Raw genomic sequence first — 14920 nt, 5'->3', positions numbered from 1 at the left:
TCATGGCGTGGTCACATTGCTGATGCGGCCCTGCGCATCCAGCTTGACGACGGTGGGGATGTTATGCACGCCAAAGGCGCGGAAGATATCGCCGTTTTCATCCAGCGCGAGCGGGATGGTGGTGCGCTGTTCTTTGGCGTAATCCGCCAGCTCCGCACGCGAGGTCCACAGCGGCGACGAAATCGCCAGCCATTCCGTGCTGCGGTCCTTGGCCAGCGTTTCGCTTTCGATACGCACACGCTCGCAGGCCGTAGCGACTGCGGGGCGTGTATCGCGCAGATAGGACTCGCACCATGGCGAGAAGAACACCAGCGCGCGCGGCTTGCCGGCGCCGAACGATACCTTCTTGCCTGCCAGCGTCGTCACGCTGATGCCGGTGACGCGATCACCCACCTTGAACTGCGCCGCAACTGCGCCTTGTGGCGCCAGTGGCAGCGCGCCGCCTGCCGGCTTGGTGGTGGCAACGCGTTCCAGCGCATCGCGCAACGGCTGGTCGTCCAGATGGCCCACATGCACGATGCGGCCGTTGGCGTCGATGACCACATGCTGCGGCGTGACGCGCAGATTCAGCTTGCCGGCCAGGCTGCCGTCATCGATCACCACCGGCATGTGCAACTTGTACTTGGCCTGGAATGCGCGTACATCAGCCTCTGTTTCGCTGTAGCCGGTATTGACAGCCACCACCGCGATGCGCTTGCCATATTGCTGATACAGTTTTTCAAATTCGGGCGCCTGCTCATTGCAAGGCTTGCACCACGTGGCCCAGAACTTCAGATACACCGGCTGCTTGCCGTACAGCGAAGCCAGGTCGATACGCTGGCCATCAATCGACGTCAACGTGGCCGCAGGCCCCGCCTGCCCGATCAAGGTCTTCCCCGCGCGCTGCGCCCGCTGCGTGCCATCATCCGCCGACGCCAGCCCGCACAACAACATCAAAACCGCAGCCCATTTCATCATCCATCCCCATCAGTTAAACATCAGCCCATCCTACTTACGAGGTGGAGCAAGCAAAAGGTGCAAGAACCGCCTAAACGACTAGGCCATGATGATGCTCAAAGCCGTTTGGTCTCTGGCAAATAGAATCGTTCTTGTCGCACTGTATCCCGAGGAATACAATTCCATGGACGTTTTACAGACCTCCGAAAGCACAAGCGCTGGCAAGGAAATTGTAGGAGAAAAGAATGGCGCTTAAATTAAGCAAATGGGATAGCGTGGAGCATCTCCAAACCCAACAAGATATCGCATTGTACTTTGATGCGTGTCTTGAGGAGGCAGGGGATGACGTGGCGTTTATCACTAAGGCATTGGGAAATATCGCGCGCGTACATGGAATGACTGAGTTGGCGAACGATATCGGTCTGGGCCGGGAAAGTTTGTATAAAGCCCTCTCCGCAGAGGGGAACCCAAGCTTCGCGACGATTTTGAAGGTAACGCGCGCGCTTGGGTTGCAACTGCACGTCTCGGTAGCTGCTTAAAGCAGCAGGAAAGCCAGGGCGGAGATCGCGGTGGGGGCGGCGGCGCCGGCCAGCAGGCCGAGGGCGCCGATGGATTCGTCGCGGAAGCCGCGGCGCAGCAGCGCGGCGCCGGCTGGATTGGGGGCGTTGGCGATGACTGTCAGGCCGCCGCCGGTGACGGCGCCTGCCATCAGCATGTATTGCGCCTCGGCCGACATGCCGTCGATCAGCGAGCCGAGATAGGTCAGCGCGGCGTTGTCGGTGATCGCTGTCAGGCTCATGGCGCCAAAGAACAGCGCCAGCGGCGACAGGCTTTCGACGATCGGCTGCAGCCACCATTGCTGCATTCCGCCCAGCACCACCAGCCCGGCCAGGAAGAAGCCGACCAGCAAACCTTCCTTGATGATCAGCGGGCTTTGGTAGCGCTGGTAGGCGGTGGTGAAGCCGAGGAACAACATGAAGATGCCGAGGAACAGCACCGGATGATGGCCCAACACCACCACCGCCGCCAGGAAGCCGAGATGGATCAGCGTCACCGCCAGCGGCACCGCCGGCGCAGCGGACGCCGCGTCGGCGTTGGCTGGCGCGTGCAGGTGCTTGCGTAGCATGAAGCTGATGACAGTCGCGTTAATGATGACCGCAATCACCGCCTTCCAGCCGAAGTGCGCGGCCATGTAGGCGGTATCCCAGTTCCAGGTGGCGGCCACCATCAGCACTGGCGGCGCGGCGTAGGAGGTCAGCATGCCGCCGATGGAGATGTTGACGAACAGCACACCCAGCGCGGCGTATTTCAGCCACTCCGGCATGTTGTCGCGGAAGATCAGTGGTGCCAGCATCAGCGCGGCCAGCGTCATCGCCGCCGGCTCGGTGATCAGCGACCCGGTCAGCGGCACCAGCGCCAGGCCCAGCCACACCAGCGCCAGTTCATTCTGCACCGGAATCAGGCGGGCAAGTGCAGACAACACGCGCTGCACGATGTCCATCACCGGGCGCGACGCCGCCACCACCATTACCACAAACACAAACAGCGGCTCGGTGTACTGGCGCGACTCGGCGTAGGCGATGGCCGCCTGGCCACCGTTGAGCAGGGCCAGCGCCATCATCAGCACGAAGGCCCAAAAGCCAAACACCACCTCGACCTCGCCCAGCAAATGGAACAGGCCCGCGTGGCGCGGATAGCGGTGCGACAGCTGTTCGAAAGACTTGGCGGCGAAGGTGTGCAGCAGCGCCAGGCCGAACAGGACGGCGCCCACCAGTTGTATCGTTTGCAAAGTGCATCCTTTGATAAATCGCTAGCCCGTATGGTACAGCAAGGCAGATATCCCTTGCAAAACAAGCGTGCCAAGAGTACTGTGTATTTATACAGTATTTGCGGTACAATGCCATGACACACCCGGAAACCTTGCACCCGTCGCTATGGCGGGCGGATCAGCTCGCCCAGAGCGCCACGCGCTGCATGGACACAGGCTTTGCCGCCTTGTCCGCGCAACTGCCTGGCGGCGGCTGGCCACTGGGCACGCTGATCGATCTGCTGGTGCAGCAACACGGCATTGGCGAGCTGCGCCTGTTGCAGCCGACGCTGGCTGCGCTCGGCAAGCGTCCCATCGTGCTGTTGCAGCCGCCGCATGTGCCGCAAGCGCTGGCGCTGGCCGCGCTGGGCCTGGAGCCGTCGCAACTATTATGGGTGCGCAGCGGCGCCAAGGCCAGCGACGCGTTGTGGGCGGCCGAGCAAATCCTGCGCAGCGGCTGTTGCGGCGCCTTGCTGTTCTGGCAGAAGCAGGCGAGGGGAGAAACCTTGCGCCGCCTGCATCTGGCTGCGCAAAGTGGCGAGACCTTGTTCTGCATGCTGAGGCCGTTGTCGGCGGCGCAGGATGCTTCGCCGGCGCCGTTGCGGCTGTCGCTGAAACCGGCGGCGGGCGGCATGGACATCGGCTTCGTCAAGCGACGAGGACCACAGCGTGACGTACCTTTATTTTTACCGTTAACTCCTGCCTTGCTTCAACGCCATGCGCCTCTGGATCGCTCTACACCTGCCACGGCTCCCGCTCGAAGTATACAGCCCACGCTGGTCGGCTGACCATTGTACCGTGGTGCTGGAGCAGGAGCGGGTCATCGCCCTGTCGGATGCTGCTTATGAGGCTGGCGTGCGCACCGGCTTGCGGCGCGGCGGCGCCATCATGCTGGCGCCGCAAACGCAGTTCCAGCAACGCTCGCTGCCGCTGGAGGCGGAGGCCTTGCAGGCGGTGGCGATGGCGCTGCTGCAATTCACGCCGCAACTGGCGGAAGCGGAGGAAGCCACGTTGTTGCTGGATGTCGGCGCCAGCCTGCGGCTGTTCGGCGGCATCCAGTCCTTGTGCCGCAAGGTGGCGGACAGCGTGCGTGCGCTGGGTTTCACTGGCACGTTGAGTTGCGCGCCGACCGCGCGCGGCGCCTGGCTGCTGGCGCGTTGCAATGCCGGTCGGGCCTTGACGATGGCATCGCTGGAGCGCCGCCTGGAAACCCTGCCGGTCGGCGTGCTGCCGCCGGCCCGCGCCTATCTGGACTGGATGGAAGGCATAGGCTGCATGACGCTGGGGCATTTGCGCCGCTTGCCGCGTCCCGGCTTGCAAAGGCGCTGTGGCCGCGCCTTGCTCGACATGCTGGATGACGCCCACGGCGCCCGTCCGGAAATGCATCAATGGCTGGAAGCGCCGGCCAGCTTCCACGCGAAGATGGAATTGTTTGATCGCGTGGAAAATGCGGAAGCCTTGCTGTTCGGTGCGCACCGGCTGGTGCTGCAACTGACAGGCTGGCTCAGCGCACGTCAGCTGGCGGTGGAGCGCATCCGGTTATTGCTGGAGCATGAGCGTGGCCGCACCGCCCGTCCGCCCAGCATGATCGAAATCGTGCTGGCCGAACCGACCTGGAAAGACGGGCATCTGGTGCGTCTGCTGAAAGAACGCCTGGCCAAGCAGGAACTGCAGGCACCGGTGATCGGTCTGAGCCTGGAAGCACCGCAAGTGCAACCGATGGCGCCACCCAGCGACTCGCTGTTTCCCGAACCCGGTGGCAGCAAGGAGGATTGGCAGCGCCTGCTGGAATTGCTGGCCGCGCGCCTGGGCGCGGACAATGTGCTGCAAGCCGCGCCCAGCGCCGATTACCGGCCGGAGCAGGCCAATGTCTGGCGCAGCATCCAGGAAAAAATCCGTCCGGCCGATGCGCGCGCACAGCTGCCGGCCGATGTGACCGCCTTGCCGCGTCCGACCTGGCTGTTGCCCAAGCCGATTCCCTTGCTGATCCGCGACCACCGCCCTTACTACGGCTCGCCGCTGCGCATCCGCTCGACCGGTGAGCGTATCGAAGCCGGCTGGTGGGGCACGATGCAAGCGCGTGACTATTTCATGGCGCAGGGCGAGGACCATGCGCACTACTGGCTGTTCAAGGAGCGCGACGCCAGCGCCACCGAGCCGGAAACGCGCTGGTATCTGCACGGCCTCTTCGGTTAAAGTATGCGTATGAAATCACAACGACTAGAATTCACCGGCGCCCACGGGCACAAGCTGTCTGCGCGCCTGGACGGGCCGGATGGTGACGTGAAAGCCTATGCGCTGTTCGCCCATTGCTTCACCTGCGGCAAGGACGTGCTGGCCGCCCGGCGTGTGGCGGAAGCGCTGGCCGGGCATGGTGTTGCCGTGCTGCGTTTCGACTTTACCGGCCTTGGCGCCAGTGAAGGCGAATTTGCCAACACCAATTTTTCATCGAACCTGGCTGACCTGGTGGCGGCTGCCGATTTCATGCGTGCAACCTTGCAGGCGCCGTCGCTGCTGATCGGCCATAGCCTGGGTGGTGCGGCGGCGTTGGCGGCAGCAGAGCAGATGCCGGAAGTGAAAGCGGTGGTGACAATCGCCGCGCCGGCGAACCCGGTCTATGTGACCGGCATGTTCGATCAGCATCTGGAGGAAATCGCGCGCGAAGGCGAGGCGCAAGTGCAACTGGCGGGACGGCCCTTCCGCATCAAGCAACAGTTCGTTGACGATGCGGGTGAGCATAACTTGAAGGAAAAAATTGCGGCGCTGCGGCGCGCCTTGCTGGTGATGCATGCGCCGGGCGACGATACGGTCAGCCTCAGCAATGCGATGGAAATTTTCACCGCCGCCAAGCATCCGAAAAGTTTTATCTCGCTGGATGATGCCGATCATTTGCTGACCAGGCGCGAAGACGCGGCTTACGTCGCCAATCTGATCGCAGCCTGGGCAGACCGGTATATCTTTTAGAAATCTTCCGACAGGTCTTTCCAGCCCTTGCTGGCGGCGAAGGCGTTGAATTCATCGGGCGTATCCAGCACCAGCAGGCGGTTTTCCTGTAGTACCGGGTCGCCGGCGATCAGGTCCGGGCCTTTGTAGCCGACGGTGCGCAGTTGCGCCACCACGGCGGCGATCAGCGCCTTGTCCTTGTGCAAGCCGCTGATAGGCGCCTTGAAATCCACATAAACCTCGATGGCGCCATAACCTTCGTCGAAGATACGGATCGCCTTGGCGTCGTGGGCACGGCCGGAGCCGTCGGTGGCCGTGAATGGGCCGCTGAGCTGGATGTCGGTGTCATTGTTCATGGGCGCAGCATACAGCTTAGTCCACTTTCGGTAAAGCCATGCCGCGCTGTACGGCCGGGCGCGCGCCGATCAGCGCCAGCCAGCGCTTCAGGTGCGGCTTGCTGTCCATCTGCTCGCCCAGCACCGGGCGCATCTTGTCGAGCACGGCCACGGTCCATGGATAGCAGGCGATGTCGGCAATGCTGTAATCGTTGCCGGCGATATAGGCGTGTTTGGCGAGCTGCTTGTCCATCACGCCCAGCAGGCGGTCAGCTTCTTCGATGAAATGCTTGATCGCCAGTGGCGATTTTTCTTCCGAGCGCACGGCGAAGAAACCGGCCTGGCCGAGCATCGGGCCGAGGCCGCCGATTTGCCAGTGCAGCCATTCCAGCACCTTGTAGCGCTCCGGGCCGGAAGCGGGCAGCAGCTTGCCGGTCTTCTCTGCCAGATAGGTCAGGATGGCGCCGCTTTCAAAAATGCTGAAACTGTTACCGTTGTTGTCGGTCTCGACGATGGCGGGGATTTTGTTATTCGGGGAAATTGCCAGGAATTCTGGCTTGAACTGTTCGCCCTTGCTGATGTCGACGGCCAGGATGTCGTATTCCAGGCCCAGTTCTTCCAGCATGATAGGGATTTTGCGACCGTTGGGCGTGGTCCAGGTATGCAGGGTCAACATGCGCGGTCTCCGGATGAATTTTCATAACGATAATCCATCCGGCCACAACGCCGCGCCCTGTACAAGCGGGCGCGGCGCGGCGAAGCTTATTTCAGTGGCTTCAGGATCTCTGTCAGGCGATCCGGCGTGCCGGGGATGCGTTCCAGGCGCGGGTACTTCAGGCCATCATGGTAATCCAGCGCCACGGTCTGATACAGATTACCTTTCTTGACCAGCAGGTTGATCGGCTCTTTTGCAGTCTTGGCTGCGATGATCGCGGTGCGCAGGATTTCCGGCTTGTAGGCGCGGCCGTTGACTGCCAGCAGCGTGGTGTTGCCTGACAGGCCAGCCTTGAAGCCGACGCCTTCCCAGATGAACGACTCCAGCTTGCCTTCCGAGCTGACCGAAAAGCCCAGCGAATACTGGAAGTTGGCCGACTTGCTCAGGTCTTCCTGGGCTTTCAGGAAGTCGGTCTGCTTTTCGGTGTAGACCAGTTTCCAGCCGGCGCGCGTCAGGCCGTCCAGCGGTGCGCCCGGTCCGTGGCTTTCCACGCGGCTGCGCAGGAAGGTGGCCCAGTCGTAAGGCTGCACGGCGTTGAGCGCTTTCACCACTTCGTCAAAGGTGTAGTGCTTGGCGACGTACATGCCGTCGTCGACGCCGAAGAAGGCGCGGGCGAAATCGTTCAGCGAGCGCTTGCCGCCCGACATTTCACGGATGCGGGTGTCGGCGTCCAGCCAGATCAGCTGGCCTTCCTGGTAGTAGTCCTCGCCGCGCTGCCAGTTGTTCCACACCTGCGGGCGGCGGGCGTTGACGATAGGATCGTAGGTGGTGTCCTGCACCGCGCGCCATTCGCGCCCCTTGACGTTGTCCAGGCGCGCGGCCGAGGCGGCCAGCAGGTCCATCGTGTTTTCCGGCTTGAGCAGGCCCGAGCGTGCACCCAGCACCGCGCCCCAGTATTGCGTCTGGCCTTCGTACACCCACAGCAGCGAGTTGTCGAGCGGGGTGTTGAAGTTCGGCACGTCCTGGCCGTCCGGACGGCGGAACTTGCCATTCCACGAGTGCGTAAATTCATGCGGCAGCAGTTCGCGGCGCGCTTCGTATTTGTTCCATTCGGTGAAGTAGCCGAGCTTGACGCCGTTCTCGCTGGACTGGTGATGCTCGCGGCCAATGCCGCCGAACTCGTCGCTGATCGCCAGCAGGAAGTCGTAGTGCTTGTAGTGCTTGGAGTTGAACAGCTTGTAGGCTTGCTGGATCAGCGCGCGGTGCGGCGCGATCTGTTCCGGCGTTGCTTCCAGCTGCTCCGGGCTGTCGGCCACCAGGTTCAGGTGCACCGGCAGCTTGGCGCCCGGATCGAGGTCGATGCGGCGGAAGTAGCGGCCGGCGAACAGCGGCGAGTCCAGCAGGGTTTCCAGGTCGAGCGGCTTGAAGGCGATGGCGTCGCCCTTGCGCTCGCTCACTTCCAGCGCGCTGCCGAACTGCCAGCCCGGCGGCACGGTCAGGTTCGGCTGCACGGTGATGTTGCGGCTGCGGTAGCCGGCCGGGTACAGCGCCAGCGATTGCCATTGCACGCCAAGAATGTCGTTGGTGAAGGTGGTGCGGCCCTGGCTGGCTTCCACCGGCGACACGTACTGGAATTCCACGTCGACCGAGCTGGCGCCGTTTGGCACGTCGATCTCGAAGGACCAGACATTGAGCGGATCGCGCTTCCAGTTCAGTGCCTTGCCGCCCGTGCTGACCTTGAAGCCGGCAAACTGGTTCAGCGCGCCGCTCGGGCCGTGATTGGCCACCACCCACTGAGGATACAGCAGCGTCAGCTTGCCGGGCTGGGCCGGAATGTTCTGCGTGACGCGGAAGATTTGTTGCGCATTATTGGTGGCGTCCACTTTCAGCACGATGGTGCCCGGATAGGGCTGTTCGGAAATGGCGGCGGCCTGGGCGCTGAAGGCGGTAGCCAGCAGGCCGGCAAGTACGGCACGAGTCAGGGACATAATCTTTGATAAAACGGTTGACAAGAAAAAGAGTGTAGCACGCGGGAAACGAAAAATTTTTCAAAAAAACCTCTTGAAAGCGTTCCGGGGCGACTTATATGGGACTCAGCGGTTGCCCAGGACGGGGGCCGCGAGCGGGGAATTCCCCACCAACATATCGCTTAAACTGAAAAGGATATCTACCATGCGTAATTTTGACCTGACCCCACTGTATCGTTCGGCTATCGGCTTTGATCGTCTGGCACAAATGCTCAACGACGCCCAGCGCAACGACACCCCTAGCTATCCTCCCTACAACATCGAGCTGGTATCGGATGACCAATACCGCATCGTGATGGCGCTGGCAGGCTTCAGCCGTGCGGAAATCGACATCACCTTCGAGCGTGATTCGCTGACCGTGATTGGCCGCAAGCAGAAGGACACCACCGAGCGTACCTTCCTGCACCGAGGCATCGCCGCCCGTGACTTCGAACAGCGCTTCCAGCTGGCCAACCACGTCAAAGTGACCGGCGCCAGCTTCGACAACGGCATGCTGACCATCGAACTGGTGCGTGAGATTCCTGAAGCGCTGAAACCACGTAAAATCGTCATCGACGGCGGCGACAACGTCACCGCCCTGGAGCAGCGTCAAGTCGCTTGATCCAGCTTTGATGTAGTCTTTGCAACTGGCCGGTTTATCCGGCCAGTTTTGCGTTGTAACAAGATATTTCGGCCAGGATTTTCTAAGCAGCGCCTAAGTTTTTAGGCTCATATTAGATACATCTAAAGTCTTCATCCAATAGGAGAACCGTTATGTCCAACACTACTCTCAAGCGTGCTGCCATCGCTGTCGCCGTACTGGGCGTGGTCGGTGTCGGCGGTGCAGTCGCTGTCAAGCAGAACGCCGCCGTGGCCGCCGCCAACACGCCTACCGTTGCCATGGTTGCCCCGGCGGTTGCCGCCGCGCCAGCGCCGGCAGCTGTTGCAGCGCCGTCCATTTCCCTGCCGGACTTCAGCGTCATCGTCGCCCACAATGGCCCTGCGGTGGTCAACATCAATGTCACCGGCAGCACCAAGACCGCTTACGATGGCGATGGCCCGCAGGGCCGCAACGATCCGTTTGCCGACGATCCCTTCTATGAATTCTTCCGCCGATTCCAGGGTCAGCAACGCGGCCAGCAGCGCCAGGCGCCAAGCCATGGGCTGGGCTCGGGCTTCATCATCAGTTCGGACGGCATCATCCTGACCAATGCCCACGTGGTGCGTGACGCCAGCGAGGTGGTGGTCAAGCTGACCGACCGCCGCGAATTCCGCGCCAAGGTGCTGGGTTCCGACCCGCAAAGCGACGTCGCCGTGCTGAAGATCGACGCCAAGGACCTGCCGGTGGTGCCACTGGCCAAGAGCAACGACCTGAAAGTAGGCGAATGGGTGCTGGCGATCGGTTCACCATACGGCCTCGACAATACTGTGACCGCCGGCGTGGTCAGCGCCAAGGGCCGCTCGCTGCCGGATGGTAATGTGCCGTTCATCCAGACCGACGTGGCGGTCAATCCGGGTAACTCCGGCGGCCCGCTGTTCAACACGCGTGGCGAAGTGGTCGGCATCAACTCGCAGATCTACAGCCAGACCGGCGGCTACCAGGGCTTGTCGTTCGCCATCCCGATTGATGTGGCGAACAAGATCAAGAACCAGATCGTTGCCACCGGCAAGGTGGTGCACGCCAAGCTGGGCGTGACGGTACAGGAAGTGAACCAGGGCTTTGCCGATTCCTTCAACCTGGCCACGCCGGAAGGCGCGCTGATTTCCAACGTCGAGCGCGGCGGCCCGGCCGACAAGGCCGGCCTGAAAGCCGGCGACGTGATCCGTTCGCTGAACGGCCAGAAGATCGTCAGCTCGGTCGACCTGCCGTCGGTGGTGGGCCTGTCGACGCCGGGCGAGAAAATCACGCTGGACGTATGGCGCCAGGGCAAGCCGGTGCAGATCGTCGCCACGCTGGGCAACGCGAATGACAAGGTGGCCGCGCAGGCGGACGCCCAGTCGGCCGACCCGGCCAGTGCCAAGCTGCGCCTGGGCCTGGCGCTGCGTCCGCTGAATCCGGCCGAACGGCAGGAATCCGGCATCCCGAACGGCCTGCTGATCCAGGATGCGGGCGGCGCGGCAGCCAACGCCGGTGTGCAGCCGGGTGATGTGTTACTGTCGGTAAATGGTCGCCCGGTCAACAGTATCGACCAGGTGCGCGAGGTGGTCGGCAAGTCGTCCAAGTCGGTGGCATTGCTGATCCAGCGCGGCGACGATAAAATCTTTATCCCGGTCCGCCTGGGATAAACCTCGGGCTGGCAGAACGCTCAACAAAAACAGAAAGGAAACAACAATATGCGACTTCTGCTGGTAGAAGACGACACAATGATCGGCGAAGTGGTGCTCGACCTGTTGCGGGCCGAGCACTACGCGGTCGATTGGGTCAAGGACGGCGACATGGCCGATACCGCCTTGCAAACCCAGACCTATGACCTGGTGCTGCTGGACCTGGGCCTGCCGCGCAAGGATGGCCTGGAAGTGCTGCGCTCGATGCGCCTGCGCAAGGAGCTGACGCCAGTGCTGATCGCCACCGCGCGCGACGCCAAGGAGCAGCGCATCGCCGGCCTCGACGCCGGCGCCGACGATTACGTCCTCAAACCCTACGACCTGGACGAGCTGCTGGCCCGCATCCGCGCGCTGCTGCGCCGTTCGGCCGGCCGCGCCGAGCCGGTGTTCGAGCATGGCAATGTCACCGTCAATCCGCAAACCCGCGAAGTGATCGCCGACGGCAAGCCGGTCAGCCTGTCGGCGCGTGAATGGGCGGTGCTGGAGGCACTGATCGCCCGTCCGGGCATTGTGCTGTCGCGCCACCAGCTGGAAGAAAAGCTGTACAGCTGGAAGGACGAAGTCAACAGCAATGCGGTGGAAGTCTACATCCACGGCCTGCGCAAGAAACTCGGCGCCGAGCTGATCCAGAACGTGCGCGGCCTCGGCTACATGGTGCCCAAACTATGAAAGTGAGGATGCCGCCACTGCCGCGCGTGCCGGTGGTGACGCACTCCTTGCGCGGCCGCCTGCTGTGGTTCCTGCTGGCAGCCATCATCATGGCGGCCATCGCGCAGGCGCTGATCGCCTACCGCAGTGCCTTGAGCGACGCCGACCAGATTTTCGATTACCACATGCAGCAGATGGCGATGTCGCTGCGTTCCAGCGCCACGCTGACCAACAAGGCGGCCGACACGGCTGCCGATCCTGAAAACGACGACCTGGTGGTGCAGGTGTGGACGCCGGACGGCGCGCAAGTGTTCCGTTCGCTGTCGCGCGCGGCGCTGCCGCAACGGGCGGTGCTGGGCTTCTCCAACGTCCGTGTCAACAACACCACCTACCGGGTGTTCTCGGTGCAGACGTCCAACCAGACGGTGCAAATCGCGCAGGACATGGCGGTGCGGCAGCGCATGGCCGGAACGCTGGCCTTGCGCACGGTCGGCCCGATCGCCGTGATGGCGCCGGTGCTGATGCTGGTGGTGTGGTGGGTGGTGTCCGGTTCGCTGGCGCCTGTGTCGCGCGTCAAGCGGCAGGTGGCGGCGCGCCAGGCGGAGGATTTGTCGCCGGTGTCGGAAAACGATTTGCCCGACGAGGTGCTGCCGCTGGTGCAGGAGCTGAACCTGCTGTTTGTCCGCGTGCGGACAGCCTTCCAGGCGCAGCAGCACTTTGTGGCTGATGCCGCGCACGAGCTGCGCACGCCGCTGGCGGCGCTGAAATTGCAGGTGCTGAGCCTGGAACGGGCGCAGGACGAGGCGGCGCGCAAGGTGGCGGTGTCGCGCGTGTCGGCCGGCATCGAGCGCGCCACGCGGCTGGTCGAGCAATTGCTGATGCTGGCGCGGCAGGAAGGCGGCAGCGAGGAAATCAAGCTGGAGCCGGTCAACCTGGGCGAGATCGTCAAGCGCGTGCTGGGGGATATGAACGGACTGGCGCAGGCGCGCCAGATCGACCTTGGCCTGTATCACGCCGACGACGTGGTGGTGGCCGGCCAGCAGGATGCCTTGCTGATCCTGCTGCGCAACCTGGTCGACAACGCCATCAAGTACACGCCGGCCGGCGGCACGGTGGATATTGACCTGCGGCGTAGCGTGGCCGCCACAAAAAACGCCAAGCCACGCATCGTGCTGAGCGTCGAGGATTCCGGTCCCGGCATCCCCGCCGAGGAGCGCGAACGGGTGTTCAGCCGCTTCTACCGCGTGCCCGGAAGCCCTGCTGGCGGTAGTGGTCTGGGCATGGCGATCGTGCAGTCGGTGGCCGAGCGCCACAACGCCACATTGTCGCTGGACCAGTCGGAACGCCTGGGTGGTCTGAAAGTCAAGGTTGATTTTCCTGAGACTGGCAAGCCCACTCCGGTCTAAAATGCCGTTTTTATACGGTGCTGGAGTGGCGCATGAAGAAAATCGGCTTTTCGGGAACTTTGGACCCGATCACCAACGGTCACATGTGGGTGATCAACGAAGCCCGTTCGCTGGCGGACGAGGTGGTGGTCTTTCTTTCTGAAAATCCCGCCAAGAAGCCCAAGTTCACCGCCGAGGAGCGCAAAAGCATCATCGCGCTCAGCTGCGCCGAGCAGGGCTGGGACAATGTGTCGGTGGTGATCGTGCGCGGCGACTACACGGCGCGCGCGGCCAAGAAGCAGGGCGTGCATTGCCTGATCCGCGGCATCCGCACCACCGCCGATTTCGATTACGAGAATCTGATCCAGCAAACCAATGTCGACGTGCTGCAAGGCGCGAAGACGGTGTTCGTCATGCCGCCGCGCGACCTGGGTTCGGTCAGCTCGTCGTTTGTCAAAGCGCTGGAAGGGCCGATCGGCTGGAACTGGATCATGAAGAAATTCGTGCCGGGGCCGGGCTATCACGCCTGGGTGCTGAGCTGGCTGCGCAAGGAATGGGAAACGCTGTGGGATTACGTGCACCGCGACGCCACCGCCATCGCCCATGCCGACGACTGGTTCGCCAAGCTGACCGGGCCGTCGTGCTATGGCGGCGCTGCGCGCTACTACCACAACCTCGATCACCTGGTGCACGGCCTGTGCGAGATCCGTGTGTGGGCGGCCAACACGCGGCCGGACCCGGCGGATGTGGACATCATCAAGCAGGCGTTCTGGTTCCATGACGCCGAGTATGGTTTCGGTGGCGAATCGGCGCTGAGCAATGAGGAGGCCAGCGCACAGCTGTGGATGGGCAGTCATCTGGGGCAGGAAATGGGCGATGCGGCCGAGTTGATACGCGCCACCGATCATTTCCAGGGCGCGTCGATCACGCACCGGCTGAAGGATGTGCTGTTGAGCGTGGACCTGGCAATCCTCGGCCAGGATGACGAGGTCTACCAGAACTATGCGCGCGCGATCCGGCAGGAATACATCCACCTGCCGGATGACGAGTACCGCAAGCAGCGCAGCGGGGCGCTGGCGCATCTGTGCCGCAAGGCGCAGGCGGGACAGCTGTTCGGCAACGATTACTTCGCCGAACAATACAACGAACGCGCCATCGACAATATGCAGCGCGAGATGGCGCGCCTGTAAATTCCCCGGTTTACACTGGTGGCAGCTGGATTTGTTCCTTGCGGGCGGACATGGCTTCGCCCAACTCTTCCAGGTCCAGCTTGGTTTTGCGGACTTTCGGGAACATCTCGGTTTCTTCTTCTTCGACGTGGTGCTCGATCATTTCCGACAGCACCTTGACCTTGGCATCGAACAGGTCGTCGGTTGGTTCCATCGACTGGATCTGGGCGATCAAATCCTTGGCCGAGGCGTGCTCGACGATCGCTTCATCCATCAGGTCGTCTTCCTTGAGGACTTTACGCACGGCCGGATAGAAGATTTCTTCCTCGATCATGGTGTGCTTGGTCAGTTCCTCGCAGATTTGCAGTGCGAGCTTGTGCTTGCTGACGTGGGCGCGGTCGCCTAGTTCCTCGAACTGCTCAAACATCGACTTGACGTTCTCGTGATCTTCGATCAACAGCGAAATCGCATCTGCTGGCTGGCTTTCGGTCGGTATCGGCTTGGGCATCTTGCCCGACGAATGGGACGTGGTTCTCATATCGGCTCCTTGCGTGGCTAATGAAGGGACTACCAGCCCAGTCTAAAAGCCTACCCTCCAGCGGTCTGTGCGCCGGACCACGCAAGGTAGTTCGATGCGAGCCATGATCAGGGAACAAATTTATGAGGTTGGGGGCGTGGGGGAAACGTGGCACTTGCGCGGAGCTCAAGGTA

15 protein-coding genes are annotated in these 14920 nt (G+C 62.4%); 9 read left to right on the top strand and 6 right to left on the bottom strand.

The genetic code is table 11. The features are described 5' to 3' along the window. Complete coding sequence (locus BLS51_RS07475) at positions 1-957, bottom strand: redoxin domain-containing protein (protein ID WP_090182042.1); 957 nt, start codon at positions 955-957, stop codon at positions 1-3. A 224-nt stretch (positions 958-1181) separates the two neighbouring features. Between BLS51_RS07475 and BLS51_RS07470 the strand changes: the two genes are divergently transcribed. Next, positions 1182-1475, top strand: a complete 294-nt coding sequence (locus BLS51_RS07470; RefSeq protein ID WP_090182044.1) for an addiction module antidote protein — start codon at positions 1182-1184, stop codon at positions 1473-1475. On the opposite strand, the gene BLS51_RS07465 is transcribed toward BLS51_RS07470, so the two are convergent. Next, the gene (locus BLS51_RS07465; RefSeq protein ID WP_090182046.1) at positions 1472-2725 is read right to left on the bottom strand and encodes a putative Na+/H+ antiporter; all 1254 of its coding nucleotides are present in this window, start codon (positions 2723-2725) and stop codon (positions 1472-1474) included. The genes BLS51_RS07470 and BLS51_RS07465 overlap by 4 nt on opposite strands. A gap of 113 nt (positions 2726-2838) precedes the next feature. On the opposite strand from BLS51_RS07465, the gene imuA reads away from it, so the two are divergent. From imuA to BLS51_RS07450, 3 genes are read left to right on the top strand one after another with little or no spacing between them, the layout of a single operon-like run. Next, a complete protein-coding gene (gene imuA / locus BLS51_RS07460; RefSeq protein WP_090182049.1) occupies positions 2839-3531 on the top strand; it encodes a translesion DNA synthesis-associated protein ImuA in 693 nt (230 codons plus the stop codon). Further along, the gene (locus tag BLS51_RS07455) at positions 3461-4939 is read left to right on the top strand and encodes a Y-family DNA polymerase (RefSeq protein WP_090182051.1); all 1479 of its coding nucleotides are present in this window, start codon (positions 3461-3463) and stop codon (positions 4937-4939) included. The genes imuA and BLS51_RS07455 overlap by 71 nt, the downstream gene beginning before the upstream one ends. Positions 4940-4948: 9 nt before the next feature. Further along, positions 4949-5707, top strand: a complete 759-nt coding sequence (locus BLS51_RS07450) for an alpha/beta hydrolase family protein (protein WP_090182053.1) — start codon at positions 4949-4951, stop codon at positions 5705-5707. Here the strand turns inward: BLS51_RS07450 and BLS51_RS07445 are convergent. The 3 genes from BLS51_RS07445 to BLS51_RS07435 form a co-directional block, all read right to left on the bottom strand. Beyond that, entirely contained in the window at positions 5704-6042 is a 339-nt protein-coding gene (locus BLS51_RS07445; protein ID WP_090182056.1) for a hypothetical protein, read from the bottom strand. The genes BLS51_RS07450 and BLS51_RS07445 overlap by 4 nt on opposite strands. Positions 6043-6058: 16 nt before the next feature. Further along, entirely contained in the window at positions 6059-6697 is a 639-nt protein-coding gene (locus BLS51_RS07440; protein ID WP_090182058.1) for a glutathione S-transferase family protein, read from the bottom strand. An 86-nt stretch (positions 6698-6783) separates the two neighbouring features. After that, positions 6784-8664 carry a M61 family metallopeptidase gene (locus tag BLS51_RS07435; protein ID WP_090182060.1) on the bottom strand — a complete coding sequence of 627 codons (1881 nt, stop codon included), beginning with the start codon at positions 8662-8664 and terminating at the stop codon, positions 6784-6786. Positions 8665-8848: 184 nt separating this feature from the next. On the opposite strand from BLS51_RS07435, the gene BLS51_RS07430 reads away from it, so the two are divergent. The 5 genes from BLS51_RS07430 (at position 8849) to coaD (ending at position 14230) form a co-directional block, all read left to right on the top strand. Further along, on the top strand, positions 8849-9304 hold the full coding sequence (locus BLS51_RS07430) for an Hsp20 family protein (protein WP_090182063.1): 456 nt from the start codon (positions 8849-8851) through the stop codon (positions 9302-9304). A 152-nt stretch (positions 9305-9456) separates the two neighbouring features. Further along, positions 9457-10968, top strand: a complete 1512-nt coding sequence (locus tag BLS51_RS07425) for a Do family serine endopeptidase (protein WP_090182065.1) — start codon at positions 9457-9459, stop codon at positions 10966-10968. Positions 10969-11016: 48 nt separating this feature from the next. Continuing rightward, positions 11017-11676 (top strand): response regulator, encoded by a 660-nt coding sequence (locus BLS51_RS07420; RefSeq protein ID WP_090182067.1) that lies wholly within the window; start codon positions 11017-11019, stop codon positions 11674-11676. A gap of 8 nt (positions 11677-11684) precedes the next feature. Then, the gene (locus BLS51_RS07415; RefSeq protein ID WP_229208059.1) at positions 11685-13061 is read left to right on the top strand and encodes an ATP-binding protein; all 1377 of its coding nucleotides are present in this window, start codon (positions 11685-11687) and stop codon (positions 13059-13061) included. Positions 13062-13093: 32 nt separating this feature from the next. Next, on the top strand, positions 13094-14230 hold the full coding sequence (coaD, locus tag BLS51_RS07410) for a pantetheine-phosphate adenylyltransferase (RefSeq protein ID WP_090182073.1): 1137 nt from the start codon (positions 13094-13096) through the stop codon (positions 14228-14230). A 10-nt stretch (positions 14231-14240) separates the two neighbouring features. Here the strand turns inward: coaD and BLS51_RS07405 are convergent, their stop codons facing one another. Then, positions 14241-14747, bottom strand: coding sequence for a hemerythrin domain-containing protein (locus BLS51_RS07405; RefSeq protein ID WP_090182075.1), 507 nt, complete (start codon positions 14745-14747; stop codon positions 14241-14243). Between the last annotated feature and the right edge of the window lie 173 nt (positions 14748-14920).

This window comes from Duganella sp. OV510 (assembly GCF_900100205.1).
Classification (GTDB): Bacteria; Pseudomonadota; Gammaproteobacteria; order Burkholderiales; family Burkholderiaceae_D; genus Rugamonas.
Note: the sequence above shows the minus strand (reverse complement) of the source record. Positions and strands in the feature narration are given on the sequence as shown.